Annotated in this window: 17 protein-coding genes; 6 read left to right on the top strand and 11 right to left on the bottom strand. The window is 71.9% G+C overall.

The window, feature by feature from the left end; genetic code table 11:
* Positions 1-9: 9 nt before the first annotated feature.
* From speB to KBX37_RS19720, 7 genes are read right to left on the bottom strand one after another with little or no spacing between them, the layout of a single operon-like run.
* A complete protein-coding gene (speB, locus tag KBX37_RS19750) occupies positions 10-1,023 on the bottom strand; it encodes an agmatinase (RefSeq protein WP_210777417.1) in 1,014 nt (337 codons plus the stop codon).
* Positions 1,020-2,222 (bottom strand): saccharopine dehydrogenase family protein, encoded by a 1,203-nt coding sequence (locus KBX37_RS19745; protein WP_210777416.1) that lies wholly within the window; start codon positions 2,220-2,222, stop codon positions 1,020-1,022. The genes speB and KBX37_RS19745 overlap by 4 nt, the downstream gene beginning before the upstream one ends.
* Positions 2,222-3,643 (bottom strand): FAD-binding oxidoreductase, encoded by a 1,422-nt coding sequence (locus tag KBX37_RS19740; protein WP_210777415.1) that lies wholly within the window; start codon positions 3,641-3,643, stop codon positions 2,222-2,224. The genes KBX37_RS19745 and KBX37_RS19740 overlap by 1 nt, the downstream gene beginning before the upstream one ends.
* Complete coding sequence (locus KBX37_RS19735; RefSeq protein ID WP_210777414.1) at positions 3,640-4,482, bottom strand: ABC transporter permease; 843 nt, start codon at positions 4,480-4,482, stop codon at positions 3,640-3,642. The genes KBX37_RS19740 and KBX37_RS19735 overlap by 4 nt, the downstream gene beginning before the upstream one ends.
* Before the next feature lie 58 nt (positions 4,483-4,540).
* Positions 4,541-5,455 (bottom strand): ABC transporter permease, encoded by a 915-nt coding sequence (locus KBX37_RS19730; RefSeq protein ID WP_210777413.1) that lies wholly within the window; start codon positions 5,453-5,455, stop codon positions 4,541-4,543.
* Positions 5,452-6,603, bottom strand: a complete 1,152-nt coding sequence (locus tag KBX37_RS19725; protein ID WP_210777412.1) for an ABC transporter ATP-binding protein — start codon at positions 6,601-6,603, stop codon at positions 5,452-5,454. The genes KBX37_RS19730 and KBX37_RS19725 overlap by 4 nt, the downstream gene beginning before the upstream one ends.
* 5 nt (positions 6,604-6,608) lie before the next feature.
* Positions 6,609-7,793, bottom strand: coding sequence for a spermidine/putrescine ABC transporter substrate-binding protein (locus KBX37_RS19720; RefSeq protein WP_210777411.1), 1,185 nt, complete (start codon positions 7,791-7,793; stop codon positions 6,609-6,611).
* Positions 7,794-8,002: 209 nt separating this feature from the next.
* Between KBX37_RS19720 and KBX37_RS19715 the strand changes: the two genes are divergently transcribed.
* Positions 8,003-8,515 (top strand): Lrp/AsnC family transcriptional regulator, encoded by a 513-nt coding sequence (locus KBX37_RS19715; protein ID WP_210777410.1) that lies wholly within the window; start codon positions 8,003-8,005, stop codon positions 8,513-8,515.
* Positions 8,516-8,762: 247 nt separating this feature from the next.
* On the opposite strand, the gene KBX37_RS19710 is transcribed toward KBX37_RS19715, so the two are convergent.
* Positions 8,763-8,939 carry a hypothetical protein gene (locus KBX37_RS19710; RefSeq protein WP_210777409.1) on the bottom strand — a complete coding sequence of 59 codons (177 nt, stop codon included), beginning with the start codon at positions 8,937-8,939 and terminating at the stop codon, positions 8,763-8,765.
* 183 nt (positions 8,940-9,122) lie between these two features.
* On the opposite strand from KBX37_RS19710, the gene KBX37_RS19705 reads away from it, so the two are divergent.
* From KBX37_RS19705 to KBX37_RS19690, 4 genes are all read left to right on the top strand, one after another.
* Complete coding sequence (locus KBX37_RS19705; protein WP_210777408.1) at positions 9,123-9,566, top strand: MarR family winged helix-turn-helix transcriptional regulator; 444 nt, start codon at positions 9,123-9,125, stop codon at positions 9,564-9,566.
* 187 nt (positions 9,567-9,753) lie between these two features.
* Positions 9,754-11,100, top strand: coding sequence for an aspartate aminotransferase family protein (locus tag KBX37_RS19700; RefSeq protein WP_210777407.1), 1,347 nt, complete (start codon positions 9,754-9,756; stop codon positions 11,098-11,100).
* On the top strand, positions 11,085-11,918 hold the full coding sequence (locus KBX37_RS19695; protein ID WP_210777406.1) for a pyridoxamine 5'-phosphate oxidase family protein: 834 nt from the start codon (positions 11,085-11,087) through the stop codon (positions 11,916-11,918). The genes KBX37_RS19700 and KBX37_RS19695 overlap by 16 nt, the downstream gene beginning before the upstream one ends.
* A complete protein-coding gene (locus KBX37_RS19690; RefSeq protein WP_210777405.1) occupies positions 11,918-13,294 on the top strand; it encodes an FAD-binding oxidoreductase in 1,377 nt (458 codons plus the stop codon). The genes KBX37_RS19695 and KBX37_RS19690 overlap by 1 nt, the downstream gene beginning before the upstream one ends.
* A gap of 144 nt (positions 13,295-13,438) precedes the next feature.
* Here the strand turns inward: KBX37_RS19690 and KBX37_RS19685 are convergent, their stop codons facing one another.
* Positions 13,439-13,807: a DUF3499 domain-containing protein gene (locus KBX37_RS19685; RefSeq protein ID WP_179803193.1), complete on the bottom strand. Its 369-nt coding sequence runs from the start codon at positions 13,805-13,807 to the stop codon at positions 13,439-13,441.
* Positions 13,808-13,961: 154 nt separating this feature from the next.
* Here KBX37_RS19685 and KBX37_RS19680 point away from each other — a divergent pair, with 154 nt between their 5' ends.
* Entirely contained in the window at positions 13,962-14,411 is a 450-nt protein-coding gene (locus KBX37_RS19680; protein ID WP_210777404.1) for a metallopeptidase family protein, read from the top strand.
* A gap of 83 nt (positions 14,412-14,494) precedes the next feature.
* Here KBX37_RS19680 and KBX37_RS19675 read toward each other — a convergent pair whose 3' ends face one another.
* Together KBX37_RS19675 and KBX37_RS19670 are read right to left on the bottom strand one after the other, a co-directional pair.
* Positions 14,495-14,752 carry a WhiB family transcriptional regulator gene (locus KBX37_RS19675; protein WP_088980572.1) on the bottom strand — a complete coding sequence of 86 codons (258 nt, stop codon included), beginning with the start codon at positions 14,750-14,752 and terminating at the stop codon, positions 14,495-14,497.
* Positions 14,753-15,222: 470 nt separating this feature from the next.
* Positions 15,223-15,567, bottom strand: coding sequence for a phospholipase (locus tag KBX37_RS19670; RefSeq protein ID WP_210777403.1), 345 nt, complete (start codon positions 15,565-15,567; stop codon positions 15,223-15,225).

Genomic DNA, 15,567 nt, shown 5'->3' with positions numbered 1-15,567 from the left:
GGGCGCTGGTCAGCGGGCGTCCAGCAGCGGCTGTCGCGGGTCCCATGGGGGGCCGCCGGCCGCGTCCCGGCGGCGCCGGGCGATGGCCGACAACGCCTCCAGGACCACCCGGTTGCCCAGGTACGCGGTGATGTCGGCGTGGTCGTACGGCGGGGCGACCTCGACCACGTCCACCCCGACCACGGGCAGTTCGTAGCAGACCCGGCGGACCGCGTCGAGCAACTGCCGGGAGGTCAGGCCGCCCGGCTCGGGAGTGCCGGTGCCCGGTGCCATGCCCGGGTCGACCACGTCAACGTCGACGGAGAGGAACACCCCCTCGCACTCGTCGGTCGCGATCGTGAAGGCCTCCGACAGGCAGGTGTCGAGGCCGCGCGACACCAGCTCGGTCATCTCGTAGGAGCGCATCCGCTGGGCGGCCATCCACGCCAGGGTGGGCGGGTCGGGCCAGTAGCCGCGCAGGCCGATCTGGAGGAACCGGTCGCCGCGTACCGCGCCGGACTCGATGAGCCGGCGCATCGGCTGGCCGTGCCCGTGCAGCGAGCCGAACTCGATGTGTCCGGTGTCGGCGTGCGCGTCGAAATGCACCAGCGACACCCGGCCGAGCCCGTGCTGCCGGGCGACCCCGGTGGCGTCGGGCAGGGCGATGGAGTGGTCCCCGCCGAGGACGATCGGGATCGCGCCGGCGGCGGCGACGGCGTACACGGCGGCCTCCAGCGACGCCAGCGACCGCTCGATGTCGCCGGAGAACATCTCCACGTCGCCGGCGTCGTAGACCCGCAGGTCGCGCAGCCCGTCGACGCGCATCGCCAGGGACGGGCGGGAGCCGTCGTGCGGCAGGTAGCAGGCCTGCCGGATGGCGGACGGGCCGAAGCGGGTGCCGGGCCGGTGCGAGGTACCGCCGTCGAAGGGCGCCCCGACGATGACGACGTCGGCGTCGGCGTACGACGTGGGGTCGTCCAGGGTGCAGCGGTCCACCCCGAGGAAGGTGATGTCGGGGCCGTACATCGGGCCGTAGCGGTTCATCGCTCCTGGATCCCCCACGGCGAGCCGTACCCGGTGAGCAGGTCGAGGAAGGGGCGGGGCGGCAGCGCCTCGGGGCCGATCACCCCGGCGCCGGACCAGGCGCCGGTGGCGAGCAGTTCCAGGGCCACCACCGGGTTCACCGCGGTCTGCCAGACGACGGCCTGGTGGCCGTACTCCCGCATGGACCACTCGTTGTCGACCACGTGGTAGAGGTACACCTCACGCGGCTGCCCGTCCTTGCCGGTGCCGGTGACCCAGGTGCCGGCGCAGGTCTTGCCGCGCATCCGGTCGCCCAGGGTGGCCGGGTCGGGCAGGCTGGCGGCCACCACGTCCCGGGGCGACACCTCGACACCCCGGACGGTGACCGGAGCGGTCGAGTCGAGGCCGACCTTGTGCAGGGCCTTCAGCACCTCGATGAACTCGTCGCCCAGGCCGTACTTGAAGGTGACCCGCTTCGCCCGCACCCAGCGCGGGATCAGCAGCACCTCCTCGTGCTCGACGTTGACGCACTCGACCGGGCCGATCCCCTCCGGGAAGTCGAAGACCTCCGGCTCGCTGAACGGCTCGGTGGTGTACCAGCCCCGGCCGGCCTCCCAGATCACCGGCGGGTTCAGGCACTCCTCGATGGTGGTCCAGATGGAGAACGACGGCGCGAAGTCGTAGCCGTCGACGGTGAGGTTCGCGCCGTCGCGGACGCCGATCTCGTCGATCTCGTCGAACAGTTCGTCGGCGGCGTACCGGGCGAAGACGTCCGACAGGCCCGGCTCGATGCCGATGCCGCAGAGCGCCAGCCGGCCGGCCGCCGCCCACCGGTCGGCGACGGCGAACTGGTCGTCGCCGAGCTTCACCCCGGTCTCGGCGTAGGGGCGGGACGGGTGCGGGTGGGACAGCGACATCGCCATGTCGAGGTAGTCGGCCCCGGCGGCGAAGGCGCCGTCGAAGATCGACATGACGAAGCGCGGGTCGACCGCGTTGAGCACGTGGGTGATCCGGTGCTCCCGGCAGAGCGCGGCGACCGCGTCGGCGGCGGAGGCGTCCACCTTGGCGGCGACGAACCGGTCACCGTGCCCGGCCACGGCACGCTCGGCGCGGCCGAGGTCGTAGTCGGCGACGACCATGGTCTCGAAGAAGGAACGGCGGGCGGCGATGGCGACAGCGGCGGAGCCGACGCCACCGGCGCCGACGAGCAGGATGCGCATCAGGAATCAAACCCCAAACCAAGGCGATCGAGAGTACGGAGCCAGACGTTGCGCCGGCCCTCGCGCGCGTCGGCGCGGGCGAGCGACCAGCGGGTGAGGTTGATGCCGGCGGCCCGGACGGGCTCCGGCGGGAACGGCAGCGGCGTGCTGCGGACGAGGTCGAGCCGGGTCAGCGGGGTTTCCTCGCCGCTGAGCAGGTCGAGCATCACCCGCGCGCCGAACCGGGTGGCGCCGACGCCGAGCCCGGTGTAGCCGGCCGCGTACGCCAACCGGCCGTCGTAGGCGGTGCCGAAGAACGGGCAGAACCGGGTGCAGGTGTCGATCACCCCGCCCCACCGGTGGCTGAAGCGCAAGCCCTCCAGCTGCGGGAACGTGGTGAAGAAGTGGTCGGCGAGGGCGGTGAAGGTGGCCGGTCGCTGCTCCAGCGCGGGGGCGACCCGGTTGCCGTAGTGGTAGACCGCGTCGTAGCCGCCGAAGAGGATCCGCTGATCGCCGGTGATCCGGTAGTAGTGGAACTGGTTGCCGGTGTCCGCCAGCCCCTGCCGGTTGCGCCAGCCGATCGCGTCCCGCTGCGCCGGGGTCAGCGGCTCGGTCATCAGGGCGTAGTCGTAGACCGGCACGAGCCAGGCGCGCAGCCGGCGCAGCAGCGGCGGGAAGGCGTTGGTGGCGAGCACCACCTGCCGGGCCCGCACCGCCCCCGGCGCCGCGCCCGGCCCGCCGGCGGTCGCCGCCCGCAGCGCCGCGCCGTCGCGGCGCAGCCCGGTCACCCGGGTGTGCTCGTGGATCCGCACCCCCTCGTCGAGGCAGGCCCGGCGCAGGCCCCAGGCCAGCTTCGCCGGGTCCAGCATGGCCACCCGGTCGGCGTCCCACAGCCCACCGAGGTACGTCGGCGAGTCGACCTCGGCGCGCACCTCGTCGCGGTCGAGCAGCCGCACGTCGTGGCCGTACCGGCGGGCCAGCTCGGCGTCCTCGGCCAGCCCGGCGAGCTGGTACGGCTCGACCGCCACCGCCAGCTCGCCGGTACGCTCGAACTCGCAGTCGATCCCGTACGCCTCGACGGTCGCCGCGATCGCGGCCAGGTTCTCCCGGCCGAGCCGCTCCAGCTCGTCGATCTCGCCGGGGAAGCGGTCCACGCCGTTGGCCAGCCCGTGGGTCAGCGAGGCGGCGCAGAACCCGCCGTTGCGCCCGGACGCCGCCCAGCCGCAGGTGCCCGCCTCGACCAGCAGCACGTCCCGCGCGGGATCGTCGCGCTTGGCGAGCAGCGCCGCCCACAGGCCGCTGTAGCCGCCGCCGACGACCAGCAGGTCGGCGGTGTGCGTACCGTGCAGCGGCGGCAGCGGGTCGGGGCGTTCCGGGCGGTCGAGCCAGTAGGGCACGGGCGCCGCCTCGGCGAGCGCCCGGCCGGTATGCGGGAGGATCATGACGGGCTCTTCGCCCGCCGGCCGGCCGCCGGGGCGGCCGCGAGGTCGGCGCGCCTGGCCTTTCGTCCGCGCAGCGAGCTGGCCCCGACCAGCAGCAGTGCGATCACGAACATCGCCGTGCCGATCACGTTGACCTGCGGCGGGATGCCCCGCTGGGCGGCGCCCCAGACGTACATCGGGAAGGTGACCGTGGTGCCGGCGTTGAAGTTCGTGATGATGAAGTCGTCGAAGCTCAGCGAGAAGGCGAGCAGCGCGGCGGCCACGATGCCGGGCAGCACCAGCGGCAGGGTGATCCGCCGGAACGTCTGCCACTCGCTGGCGTAGAGGTCCATCGCGGCCTCCTCCAGCCGCCGGTCCATCCCGGCCAGCCGCGCCTTGACCGTCACCACCACGAACGACACGCAGAACATGACGTGCGCGATGACGATGGTCCAGAAGCCCTGCGGCACGCCGGCGGAGACGAAGAGGGCGAGCAGCGAGGTGCCCATCACCAGCTCCGGGGTGGCCATCGGCAGGAAGATCAGCAGGTTGATCCCGGTCCGGCCGCGGAACCGGTGCCGGACCAGGGCGAACGCCATCAGGGTGCCGATCACGGTGGCGACGACGGTGGCGATGAAGCCGATCTGCACGCTGCGGACCACCGCGTCGCACATCTCGGAGGTGGCGCAGGGCTGCCGCCAGTTGTCCAGGGTGAACTCGTTGAAGTCGTACGACAGCCGGCTGGACGGGCGGTTGAAGGAGAGGCCGGCCACCACCAGGATCGGCAGCGAGAGGTAGCCGAGCACCAGCAGGGCCACGCCCATCACCCAGCGGTCGGCCAGCCATCGGGAGATCCGCATCAGAGCCCACCTTCATTCGCGACTGCGGGGCTCCGCTCCGCTGCACTCCTCGCGCTCATCAGACCACCTCATCCGTGCCGGCGCGGCGCAGGTAGACGAAGACCACCGCGAGGATCGCCGCCATCAGCAGGAACGACAGCGCCGCGCCCTGCGGGTAGTCCAGCCGGACCAGGAACGCCGAGTCGATGACGTTGCCGATCATGTATTCGTTCGGGGTGCCGAGCAGTTCCGCGTTGATGTAGTCACCGGTGGCCGGGATGAAGAAGAGCAGCGTGCCGGCGATCAGGCCGGGCATCGACAGCGGCAGGGTGACCCGGCGGAACGCCTGCACCGGGCTGGCGTACAGGTCGCTCGCCGCCTCCAGCAGCCGGTAGTCCAGCCGCTCCAGGCTCGCGTACAGCGGCAGCACCAGGAACGGCAGGAAGTTGTAGGTCAGGCCGAGGATCACCGCGACCGGGGTGGCGAGCAGCCGGCCGTCGGGCGCGAGCAGGTGCAGGTCGCGCAGCAGGCCGACCAGCGCGCCGTTGTCCGACAGGATGGTCTTCCAGGCCAGGGTGCGCACCAGGAAACTGGTGAACATCGGGGCGACCACGCAGACCAGCAGCAGGTTCTTCCACCGGCCGGCCTTCTGCGCGATCGCGTAGGCCAGCGGGTAGCCCATCAGCAGGGCCAGCACCAGCGCGATCCCGGCGTAGCCGAAGGAGCGGGCGAACTGCGGCCAGTACGTTTGCAACGCGTCCGGGTAGTTGCCGAACGCCCAGGTCAGCGCGTACCCGGTGGAGAGCGAGCCGCTGGGGTCGTAGAGGCTGGCCGCGGCCAGTTGCAGCAGCGGCAGGCCGAAGAAGACGAACAGCCAGGCCGCGCCGGGCAGCAACAGCAGGTACGGCAGCAGCCGGTGCCGGCCCCGCCGGGGCGGTGCCGGCGCGGCGGCCACCTGCCCCGACGGGGTCGGTACGTGGGACAGCGCGGTCATGAGGCCGCACCCACCGGCTCGTCGAGCAGCGGGGTGGTGCTGTCGTCCTGGCCCGGCTCGCGGGGCAGCAGGAAGGCGTGCCGGGGGTGCCAGTGCGCCACCACCCGGATGCCGACCGGCAACTGGCCGCCGGCGCCGCTGTTCGCCGCGAACGCGGAGATCTCGCTCCCCCAGCCGGTGCGGACCAGGTACTGGGTGCTGACGCCCACGTAGGAGGCGTCGGTGACCACACCCTCGATGTGCTGGTGTCCGTCGGGCACCTGGTCGGCGGAGCCGACCAGGTGCAGCTTCTCCGGGCGTACCCCCAGGTAGACCGCGCCCCGGTCGGCGCGGGCGCGATCGGCGGGCACCGAGAAGCGGGCGCCGTGGGCGGTGACCGGCACCGCGGTGCCGGCGGTGCCCGCGGCCTCGGCGGCCAGCAGGTTGGACTGGCCGAGGAAGTTCGCCACGAACGCGGTGGCCGGGAACTCGTAGATGTCGGCCGGTGCGCCCAACTGCTCGATCCGGCCCGCGTTCATCACCGCGACCGTGTCGGCCATGGTCATGGCCTCCTCCTGGTCGTGGGTGACGTGCACGAAGGTGATCCCGACCTCGATCTGGATCCGCTTCAGCTCGATCTGCATCTGCCGCCGCAGCTTCAGGTCGAGCGCGCCCAGCGGCTCGTCGAGCAGCAGCACCTGCGGGCGGTTGATCAGCGCGCGGGCCAGGGCGACCCGCTGCTGCTGCCCGCCGGAGAGCTGCGCGGGGCGCCGGCTGCCGTAGTCGTCGAGCTGCACCAGCGACAGCATCCGCATGACCTCGTCGTCGACCGAGCGGATGCCGCGCCGGCGCAGCCCGAACGCCACGTTCTCGAAGATGTTCAGGTGCGGGAAGAGAGCGTAGCTCTGGAACACGGTGTTCACCGGCCGCTTGTACGGCCGCAACCGGGCGATGTCCCGGTCGCCGAGCAGCACCTGCCCGCTGGTCGGTTCCTCCAGTCCGGCGATCATCCGCAGGGTGGTGGTCTTGCCGCAGCCGGACGCCCCGAGCAGGGCGAAGAACGAGCCCTGCGGGATGGTCAGGCTGAGGTCGTCCACCGCGGTGAAGACGCCGAACCGCTTGGTGAGGTTGGCCAGCCTCAGGTCGCCGGCCGGTGACTCGTGTCCCATCGTCCTCACGCCCCGATGACCTGCTGGAACTTCGTTTCGTACTCCTTCTCCTGCTTCTCGTCCAGGGCCATGAAGACCTTGGACTTCGACAGCAGGGCCTCGTCCGGGAAGATCAGCGGGTTGGCCGCCAGCTCCGGGTCGATCTTCTCCATCTCGGCCTGCGCGCCCTTGACCGGGCAGATGTAGTTGACGTACGCGGCGAGCTGCGCCGCGACGGCCGGGTCGTAGTAGTAGTTGATCAGCGCTTCGGCGTTGGCCTTGTGGGTGGCCTTGTTCGGCACCATCATGTTGTCGCTGAACAGCATCACGCCCGACTCGGGCGAGACGAACTTGATCTTCTCGTCCTCGCCGGTGAGCTGGATGACGTCGCCGGACCAGCCGATGCAGGCGGCGATGTCGCCCTTGGCGAGGTCCGGGGCGTAGTCGTTGCCGGTGAACTTGCGGATCTGCCCGGAGTCGACGGCCTTCTTGAGCTTGTTGAGCGCGTCGTCGAACTGGGCCCCGGTGAAGTTGGCCGGGTCGTGCCCGTTGGACTGCAGCAGCAGACCCATGGTGTCCCGCATCTCGGACAGCGCGGTCACCTTGCCCTTCAGGTCGGGGCGGGTCAGCAGCTCGTCGACGGTGCGGAGCTCCTTGGTGACGTTGCCGTTGTAGGCCAGGCCGGCCAGGCCGGACTGCCACGGGATGGCGATCCGGTTGTCCGGGTCGAAGGACCGGTTGATCAGCGACGGCAGCAGGTTGGCCGCCACGTTCGGAATCTTCGCCGGGTCGAGCTTCTGGATCCAGCCGAGCCGGATCATCCGGGCGGCCATCCAGTCGGTGAGGACGATGATGTCCCGGTCGGTGCTCTGGCAGCTGGCCAGCTGGTTCTGCACCTTGCCGAAGAACTCGTTGTTGTCGTTGATGTCCTCGGTGTAGGTGACCTGGATGCCGGTCTTCTGGACGAACGCGTCGAGGCTGGGCCGCTTCGACTCGTCCTTCTCGTCCACGTCCATGTACTGCGGCCAGTTGGCGAAGGCCAGTTTCTTCTCCGTCGCGGAGAGGTCCTCGCTCTTGCAGCCCTCCTCGGTCTGGGTCGCGGCCTTGGTGCCGCAGCCGGCGAGCGCGCCGCCCGCGGCGAGCAGGGCGGCCGAGGAGAGGGTGCCGGTGAGCAGTCCACGCCGGGTGAAGGGCTTCAGGGGAGTTCGCATGTGACGACTCCTAGGGGGTCGTCCGTCGGCGGCGGGGACGGGGGTGACGCGCCGGCGGGAGGGGTCAGGTGCCTGGGACGACTGATCCTGACATGAGGTGACCGACCCCACAAGGGATTCCGTTGCGGGAATAGCAATGGACGACGAAATACGCCACACTGCCCGATGGCACTAGGCTCACCCGGGGGAACGGACATGGGGAGTGGTCGATGACGAACCGGCAGCAGGAGAACGGCAACGGCGGGCGGCGGGTGGCGGTCCGTGAGGGCGCCAGCCACGCTCTGCTCGACGACGTGGCGAAGCAGATCATCGAGCAGCTCCAGGAGGACGGCCGCCGGCCGTACGCGACCATCGGCAAGGCCGTCGGGCTCTCCGAGGCGGCGGTGCGGCAGCGGGTGCAGCGGCTGCTCGACGCCGGGGTGATGCAGATCGTCGCCGTCACCGACCCGCTCCAGCTCGGGTTCCCCCGCCAGGCCATGATCGGGCTGCGTACCGACGGCGACCTGGAGGCGGTGGCCGACCGGCTCGCCGAGTTCGAGGAGATCGACTACGTGGTGATCACCGCCGGCTCGTTCGACCTGCTGGCCGAGGTGGTCTGCCGCAACGACGCCCACCTGCTGGAGATCCTGCAGAAGCTGCGCGCCGTCCCCGGGGTGCTGGCGACCGAGGCGTTCGTCTACCTCAAGCTGCGCAAGCAGACCTACAGCTGGGGTACGGCCTGACCCCCAACGGTGGGCACGGTCGCGTGGCCCGGCCGGTGGCCGCGCCACGCCCCGATCGCCCGTGGCGCGCGGTCAGCCAACCCGCGCGAAACCACCCAGGGTCCCGAGGACCCGAGTGAGACCACCCACGGTCAGATGACCTGGGCGAAGCAGGCCACGGTGACGGCCAGGGAGAGCACCGCCACCGACACGGTCAGGAACGGCTTGGAAAGGCGCATCAGAGTCCTCCGTGCGGTAGGTGACGAGCTCAGACGGCGTGCCGAATGAGCCATTCGTCGGAGTTGTAGCTGTCTCTCGCCGGGTCCGGCACCGTGGTCGCCTGCTCCTCGACCATGTCCTCGGGGCGGATTCGCTCCGGGAGCGTGCCGAACCGGGCCTTGCGTACCGCTGCTGCGCGGTCGGGGCCGGCCTGCGCGGGTCGCATCGCATCGCCTCCTCGGCGGCTTGGTGAGACTCTCCTCAGAGCACCCGGAGTGGAAGGGTGACAGATGCGAGCTTATGCTCCTATCTGCCGAGCCGCCAGGACGGCGCCCCGTCGGTGACCGGCCGCGCAGCAAGGCGCAGACGCCTATCGGGAAAGGGAAGCCGGGAGGAGAAATCGGTCGCTATGCAGACAGACCTTGAAAACCCGTGCAACTGCCTCGCATTGCGCAAAGCGTCCCGGTATCTCACCGCGGCCTACGACAAGGCCCTCGGCCCGGTCGGTCTGCGTACGACGCAGTTCTCCATCCTGCGGAAGCTCCGCGCTCAGAGCGAGCTGACGATCACCAGCCTCGCCGAGCAGATCTTCATGGACCGGACGACGATGGCCACCAACCTCAAGCCGCTCGTGCGGGAGGGCCTGGTCACCGTCGAGCCGTCGACCGCCGACCGCCGGGCACGGGTCGTCTCGATCACGCCGGACGGCCTCGCCCGCGTCGACGCGGCCCTACCGCTCTGGCGAGCCGCGCAAGCCCGCTTCGAGGACACACTCGGCGTCGACGAGGCGGCCCGACTGCGCGCGTCGCTCGGGGCCGTCCTCGACACCGGCTTCCAGCCCTGGGCCGAGTGAGCCTCGCCGGACAGGTCGCCCATCGTGCGGAATCCATTGCGCGTTCGCCATACGGGCGCTGAATCCGTCGCTGTAGCGCATCTACGCCACTGATAGCACTTGCCTTTACCGGGACGGCTGTGCGATAACCGTGGGCAGAGCGGCCGGCGTCACCCCTTGGACCGGCCCGAGACGCTATGGGGCTGACATGGCCAACGCCACCGACCACCTCTGGATGCACTTCACCCGGATGGCCAGCTACTCCGCCGGCGAGGTGCCGACCATCGTCCGCGGCGAGGGCGCGTACGTCTGGGACTCCCAGGGCCGCCGGTACCTGGACGGACTCGCCGGGCTCTTCGTCGTCAACGCCGGCCACGGGCGTACCGAGCTGGCCGAGGCGGCCGCCAAGCAGGCCGGCGAGCTGGCCTACTTCCCGCTCTGGTCGTACGCCCACCCCAAGGCCGTCGAGCTGGCGGAGAAGATCGCCTCGCTCGCCCCGGGCGACCTGAACCGGGTCTTCTTCACCACCGGCGGCTCCGAGGCCGTCGAGGCGGCGTGGAAGCTGGCCCGGGCGTACTTCAAGCGCACCGGCCAGCCGAACAAGCACAAGGTGGTCAGCCGGTACATCGCCTACCACGGCACCTCGATGGGCGCGCTGTCGATCACCGGCCTGCCCGGCATCAAAAGCGACTTCGAGCCGCTGGTGCCCGGCGGCATCAAGGTGCCGAACACCAACTTCTACCGCGCCCCCGAGCACGGCGACTCGCCCGAGGCGTTCGGCCGCTGGGCCGCCGAGGAGATCCGCCGCGCCATCGAGCGCGAGGGGCCGGACACCGTCGCCGCGGTCTTCCTCGAGCCGGTGCAGAACTCCGGCGGCTGCTTCCCGCCGCCGCCCGGCTACTTCGAGCGGGTCCGGGAGATCTGCGACGCGTACGACGTGCTGCTCGTCTCCGACGAGGTGATCTGCTCCTGGGGCCGGCTCGGCGAGTACTTCGGCGCCGTCCGGTACGGCTACCAGCCCGACATCATCACCACCGCCAAGGGCATCACCTCCGGGTACGCCCCGCTCGGCGCGATGATCGCCAGCGAGCGGCTGATGGAGCCGTTCCTCACCGAGACCGGCATGTTCGCCCACGGGGTGACCTTCGGCGGCCACCCGGTCTCCTGCGCGGTGGCCCTGGCCAACCTGGAGGTCTTCGCCCGCGAGGACCTCATCGGCCACGTCCGGGCCAACGAGGGCGCCTTCCGGTCCACCCTGGAGAAGCTCCACGACCTGCCCATCGTCGGCGACGTCCGGGGCGACGGCTACTTCTACGGCATCGAGCTGGTCAAGGACAAGACGACCCGGGAGACCTTCGACGAGGCCGAGTCCGAGCGGCTGCTGCGCGGGTACCTCTCCACCGCGCTCTTCCAGGCCGGGCTCTACTGCCGCGCCGACGACCGGGGCGACCCCGTGGTGCAGCTCGCCCCGCCGCTGATCGCCGATCAGCAGCAGTTCGACGAGATCGAGCAGATCCTGCGCGCCGTGCTGACCGAGGCATGGAACCGCCTCTGAGCGGCGGGCCCGGGCTGGGCGGGGCCGGCTCCCGGGACACCGGGAACCGGCCCCGCACCGCACCGGCCACCGCCGACACCGGGAGCCGGACCGCGAGCACCCAGGCGACCGCACCGGCCACCGCCGACACCGGGAGCCGGACCGCGAGCACCCAGCCGGCCGCACCGGCCACCGGCGGGACCGGGAGCAGCGCGGCCGTCGGCGGCACCGACCGCACCCGGGTACGCCGGCTGCCCGAGCTCGCCGTCCACGACCGGGCCACCCTGCACGCGGTCCTCGACGCCGGCCGGGTCGGTCACCTGGCCATCGCCGACGAGCGTCAGCCGTACGCGCTGCCGGTGGCCTACGCCCGCGACGGCGAGCGGGTGCTGCTGCACGGCTCGACCGGCAGCCGACTGTTCCGGCACCTCGCGGCGGGCGCGCCGGCCTGCCTGACGGTGACCCTGCTCGACGGTCTCGTGCTGGCCCGCAGCGCCTTCGCCTCCTCGATGAACTACCGGTGCGCGATGGTGCTCGGCGAGCTGAGCGTGGTCGACGGCGACGACCGGCTGGCCGCCCTGGAACGCATCTCCGAGCAGCTGCTGCCCGGCCGCTGGGCGGCGATCCGGCCGCCGTCGGCGAAGGAGCTGGCCGCCACGCTGGTGCTCGCCCTGCGGCTGGACGAGTGCTCGGTGAAGGTCAGCGCCGGCCCGCCCGACGACCCCGACGACGACCTCGACCGGCCGGTCTGGGCCGGGGTGGTGCCGGTGGTGGAAACGCTCGCCACCCCGCAGCCCGACCCACGGCTGCGCCACGACCTGCCCCCACCGGAGTGGTGATGCGTTACCAGGAGCTGTCCCACTGGTTGTCCACGGTGGACGAGTCGCTGGAGCCGCGCCCGTCGCTGCCCGGCGACGCCGACGCCGACGTGGTGATCGTCGGCGCCGGCTACACCGGGCTGTGGACGGCGTACCACCTCGCGACCGCCGACCCGTCGCTGCGGATCACCGTGCTGGAGGCCGAGATCGCCGGGTACGGCGCCTCGGGGCGCAACGGCGGCTGGTGCTCCGCGCTCTTCCCCACCTCGCTGCCCGCGCTGGCCCGCCGGCACGGCCGCGACCGGGCGCTGGCCATGCAGCGGGCCATGCAGGAGACGGTGCGCGAGGTCGGCCGGGTGGTCGCCGCCGAGGGCATCGACTGCGACTGGCACCAGGGCGGGACGGTGGTGCTGGCCCGGTCGCAGGCCCAGCTCGGCCGGGCCCGGGCCGAGGTGGCCACGGCCCGCGAGCACGGTCTCGATCCCGACGACCTGGTCCTGCTCGACGCCGCCGAGGCGTCCGCCCGGTGCGCGGCCGAGGGCGTCCTCGGGGCGACGTACACCCCGCACTGCGCGGCGGTGCACCCGGCGAAGCTGGTCCGTGGGCTGGCCCGAGCGGTCGAGCGCCACGGGGTACGCCTGCACGAACGCACCCCGGTCACCGCGATCCGGGCCGGCGCCGCGGTCACCCCGTACGGCACGGTCCGGGCACCCGTGGTGGTCCGGGCCGCCGAGGGGTACACGCCGGCGCTGCCCGGGCAGCGGCGCGCCATCGCCCCGGTCTACTCGCTGATGGTGGCCACCGAGCCGCTGCCCGCGCAGACCTGGGACCGGATCGGGCTGGCCGAGCGGGAGACGTTCTCCGACCACCGGCACGTCATCATCTACGGCCAGCGCACCGCCGACGGCCGGTTGGCCTTCGGCGGGCGGGGCGCGCCCTACCACTTCGGCTCCCGGGTCTCCCCCGCCTACGACCGGGAGCCGGCGGTCTTCCGCGCGCTGCGCCGGGTGCTGGGCGAACTCTTCCCCGTGCTCGGCCCCGAGGTGCCGGTCACCCACACCTGGGGCGGCCCGCTGGGGGTGGCCCGGGACTGGTCCGCCTCCGTGGGGCTGGACCGCGCGACGGGTCTCGGCTGGGCGGGCGGCTACGTCGGCGACGGGGTGGCCACCAGCAACCTGGCCGGCCGTACCCTCGCCGACCTGATCCGCGGCGTCGACAGCGACCTGACGACGCTCCCCTGGGTCAACCACCGCTCCCCGAAGTGGGAACCGGAGCCCCTACGCTGGCTGGCGGTCAACGCCGGCCTCAAGCTGATGTTCTCAGCGGACGCCGCCGAGGCCCGCAAGGGTCGCCCCTCCCGCCGCGCCGCCGCCTTCTCCCGCCTCCTCGGCCACTGACCCCACCTGCCCCGACCCCGCCCCATCCCGTTGATCATGAAGTTGTTGTCATCCGCCTCGGCGTGTCGTGGCAACAACTTCATGATCAACCTGGGGAGCCGGGCAACCAGGGAGCCGGGGAGCCCGGGGACGAGGGCGTGGGGGTTAGTGGTTGGGGGGGATTACGCGGAGGTGGCCTCGGCGGCCGGTGTGGGGTGAGGGGTGGGCGGTCTGGTCGTCCTCGGGAGGGCGGGGGGTCACGGGGCGGGCGGCCTCGCGGACGGCCTCGGCCAGGGCCACCAGGTCGTCGGTGGTGGGCGGCGGCGGCTCGAACTCGCCCTCGTGCCGGACCACGTCCCAGCCCCGGGGAGCGGTCAGGCTCCGGGCGTGCGGCTCACAGAGGTCGTACGTGTGCGGCTCGGCGAAGGCCGCCAACGGGCCCACCACCGCGGTCGACTCGTTGTAGACATAGGTCAATGTGGCGACCGCTTGCCGGGGGCAGCCGTTACGGGAGCAGCGCCGTGGTGACCTCACGGCGGCAGGGTATCCCCATTACCGGGTCCGGCGCACCGGTTCGCGTTGCGACACGCCCGTCACGGTGATCACAATTCGCGCCCGCTCGACCCCGCCGCGCCAGGAGTGCGGCGCTGCCGCAGGCCAGGCCGGCCCGGGAGCTACCCTGTGCCTCATGACGAGCCCGGAACACCGCCGCCCCGGCTCCGGCCGGCGCACCCACCGCGACCGCCACGGTCGTGGCCTGCGGGGGCGGCTGGTGCCGGCGACCGTCCCGCTGGCCCGCACCAAGGCCGAGGTCTTCGACGACCTGGTGCTGGACACCGTCGAGACGCTGGAGCGCCGCTTCGCCAAGGAGCTGGCCGGTGTCGAGTTCGCCGTCGAGGACGTCCCGCCGGACCTGAACGTCTACGACTCGGACGTGCTCGAGGACGGCGAGGTGCCGCTGGCCCGGCTGCTGCCGGGGCGCCCCGGCCGGCAGGAGGCGCCGCCCCGCATCGTGCTCTACCGCCGGCCGCTGGAGTTCCGCGCGATGGACCGCGAGGACCTGGCCGACCTGGTGCACGACGTGATCATCGAGCAGGTGGCGAACCTGCTCGGGGTCGACCCGGACGAGCTGGCCTGACCCCCTCTCGGTCGGGCCGCCCCCGCGGCACCGACCAAGGCGTGAGCCGGGCGGCCCCCACCGCCCCGGCCCCACACGTCAGCTCAGGCGACTCGCCGCTTGAGCTTGCGCCGCTCCCGCTCGGAGAGCCCGCCCCAGATCCCGAACCGCTCGTCGTGACCGAGAGCGTATTCGAGGCATTCCGTCTTGACCTCGCACCGCGAGCAGATCCGCTTCGCCTCGCGGGTCGAGCCGCCCTTCTCGGGAAAGAACGCTTCCGGATCGGTCTGCGAGCAGAGCGCCCGCTCCTGCCACTCCGGCGCGTTTCCGAGCAGGTCGGCCACCTCAAGCTGGCCGTCCATCAGATGCCTCCTTGTCGCGCACCGGCGTCATCGCCGCTGCAACCCCCCACGCGAAAGGCGTGCTTGTCCGTACGGTCCCCATTTGTTGCGTTCCGTGCGAACAACCCCATTCAAATTACACGCGTGTAATGCGTGCGCCGTCAAGCTGAACTTGATAATGGAGTCGCCCTCCCGACACCGTTCGAGCGACCACTTCGGTCGCCCGCCTCGCAACCTGCCCTATCGATTCAGACCCCGGCCGAGTAACGCCCTCTCCGGCGAGTTGCCCGAGATTTCTGCCGTGGCGTGCCCATCGTGGACGCCGCCGGGGTACGCCGGCGGAGGCTCCGGTGGACCAGCCATCAAGATCGAGTTCTTGGTGGGGCACAGGTTAACGCGGTTCTGCCACGGCCGCCCGTCGAGCCGAAAATGCCGACAGCGCCCCGTCCATGATGTGGACGGGGCGCGACGGCTCGGACGCGGAGCGGTGATCAGCTCACCCCCGGCGGAGCGCTGCTCGGCCAGACGAACTCGGCGACGGCCCCGCCGGTGACGGAGATCGCGCCGGCGGGTGTCCGCTCGTCCCACCAGACGGTATAGAGACCGGCCGGCAGGTCCGGGTACACGGCACTGTGGAACACCCCGTCCCGGACGACCCGCTCCCGCACGGCCGAATGGGTACGCGGCCCGTCAGGCCGGTCGGCCGGGCTGATCTCGATCTCCCGCCCGTGCAGCCGACGGCCGGTGTGGACGATCAGCGCGCCGGTGTCCGCGCCCAGGTCGAGCAGGACGGTGCCGCTCTCCGTCGGCCCGTACCGGTGATCGTGCCCGTGCAT

The sequence above is a fragment of the Micromonospora sp. U56 genome (genome assembly GCF_018070095.1).
Taxonomy (GTDB): domain Bacteria; phylum Actinomycetota; class Actinomycetes; order Mycobacteriales; family Micromonosporaceae; genus Micromonospora; species Micromonospora purpureochromogenes.
The sequence above is the reverse complement of the archived record's forward strand: the minus strand, read 5'-3'. Positions and strand labels throughout refer to the sequence as shown.

Coding starts and splice junctions, on each gene's coding strand:
- KBX37_RS19740 (WP_210777415.1), bottom strand. CDS start 3,643: ATGATCCTCCCGCATACCGGCCGGGCGCTCGCCGAGGCGGCGCCCGTG.
- KBX37_RS19715 (WP_210777410.1), top strand. CDS start 8,003: ATGACGAACCGGCAGCAGGAGAACGGCAACGGCGGGCGGCGGGTGGCG.
- KBX37_RS19745 (WP_210777416.1), bottom strand. CDS start 2,222: ATGCGCATCCTGCTCGTCGGCGCCGGTGGCGTCGGCTCCGCCGCTGTC.
- KBX37_RS19725 (WP_210777412.1), bottom strand. CDS start 6,603: ATGGGACACGAGTCACCGGCCGGCGACCTGAGGCTGGCCAACCTCACC.
- speB (WP_210777417.1), bottom strand. CDS start 1,023: ATGAACCGCTACGGCCCGATGTACGGCCCCGACATCACCTTCCTCGGG.
- KBX37_RS19670 (WP_210777403.1), bottom strand. CDS start 15,567: ATGCACGGGCACGATCACCGGTACGGGCCGACGGAGAGCGGCACCGTC.
- KBX37_RS19735 (WP_210777414.1), bottom strand. CDS start 4,482: ATGCGGATCTCCCGATGGCTGGCCGACCGCTGGGTGATGGGCGTGGCC.
- KBX37_RS19680 (WP_210777404.1), top strand. CDS start 13,962: ATGACGAGCCCGGAACACCGCCGCCCCGGCTCCGGCCGGCGCACCCAC.
- KBX37_RS19730 (WP_210777413.1), bottom strand. CDS start 5,455: ATGACCGCGCTGTCCCACGTACCGACCCCGTCGGGGCAGGTGGCCGCC.
- KBX37_RS19675 (WP_088980572.1), bottom strand. CDS start 14,752: ATGGACGGCCAGCTTGAGGTGGCCGACCTGCTCGGAAACGCGCCGGAG.
- KBX37_RS19690 (WP_210777405.1), top strand. CDS start 11,918: ATGCGTTACCAGGAGCTGTCCCACTGGTTGTCCACGGTGGACGAGTCG.
- KBX37_RS19710 (WP_210777409.1), bottom strand. CDS start 8,939: ATGCGACCCGCGCAGGCCGGCCCCGACCGCGCAGCAGCGGTACGCAAG.
- KBX37_RS19720 (WP_210777411.1), bottom strand. CDS start 7,793: ATGCGAACTCCCCTGAAGCCCTTCACCCGGCGTGGACTGCTCACCGGC.
- KBX37_RS19700 (WP_210777407.1), top strand. CDS start 9,754: ATGGCCAACGCCACCGACCACCTCTGGATGCACTTCACCCGGATGGCC.
- KBX37_RS19705 (WP_210777408.1), top strand. CDS start 9,123: ATGCAGACAGACCTTGAAAACCCGTGCAACTGCCTCGCATTGCGCAAA.
- KBX37_RS19695 (WP_210777406.1), top strand. CDS start 11,085: ATGGAACCGCCTCTGAGCGGCGGGCCCGGGCTGGGCGGGGCCGGCTCC.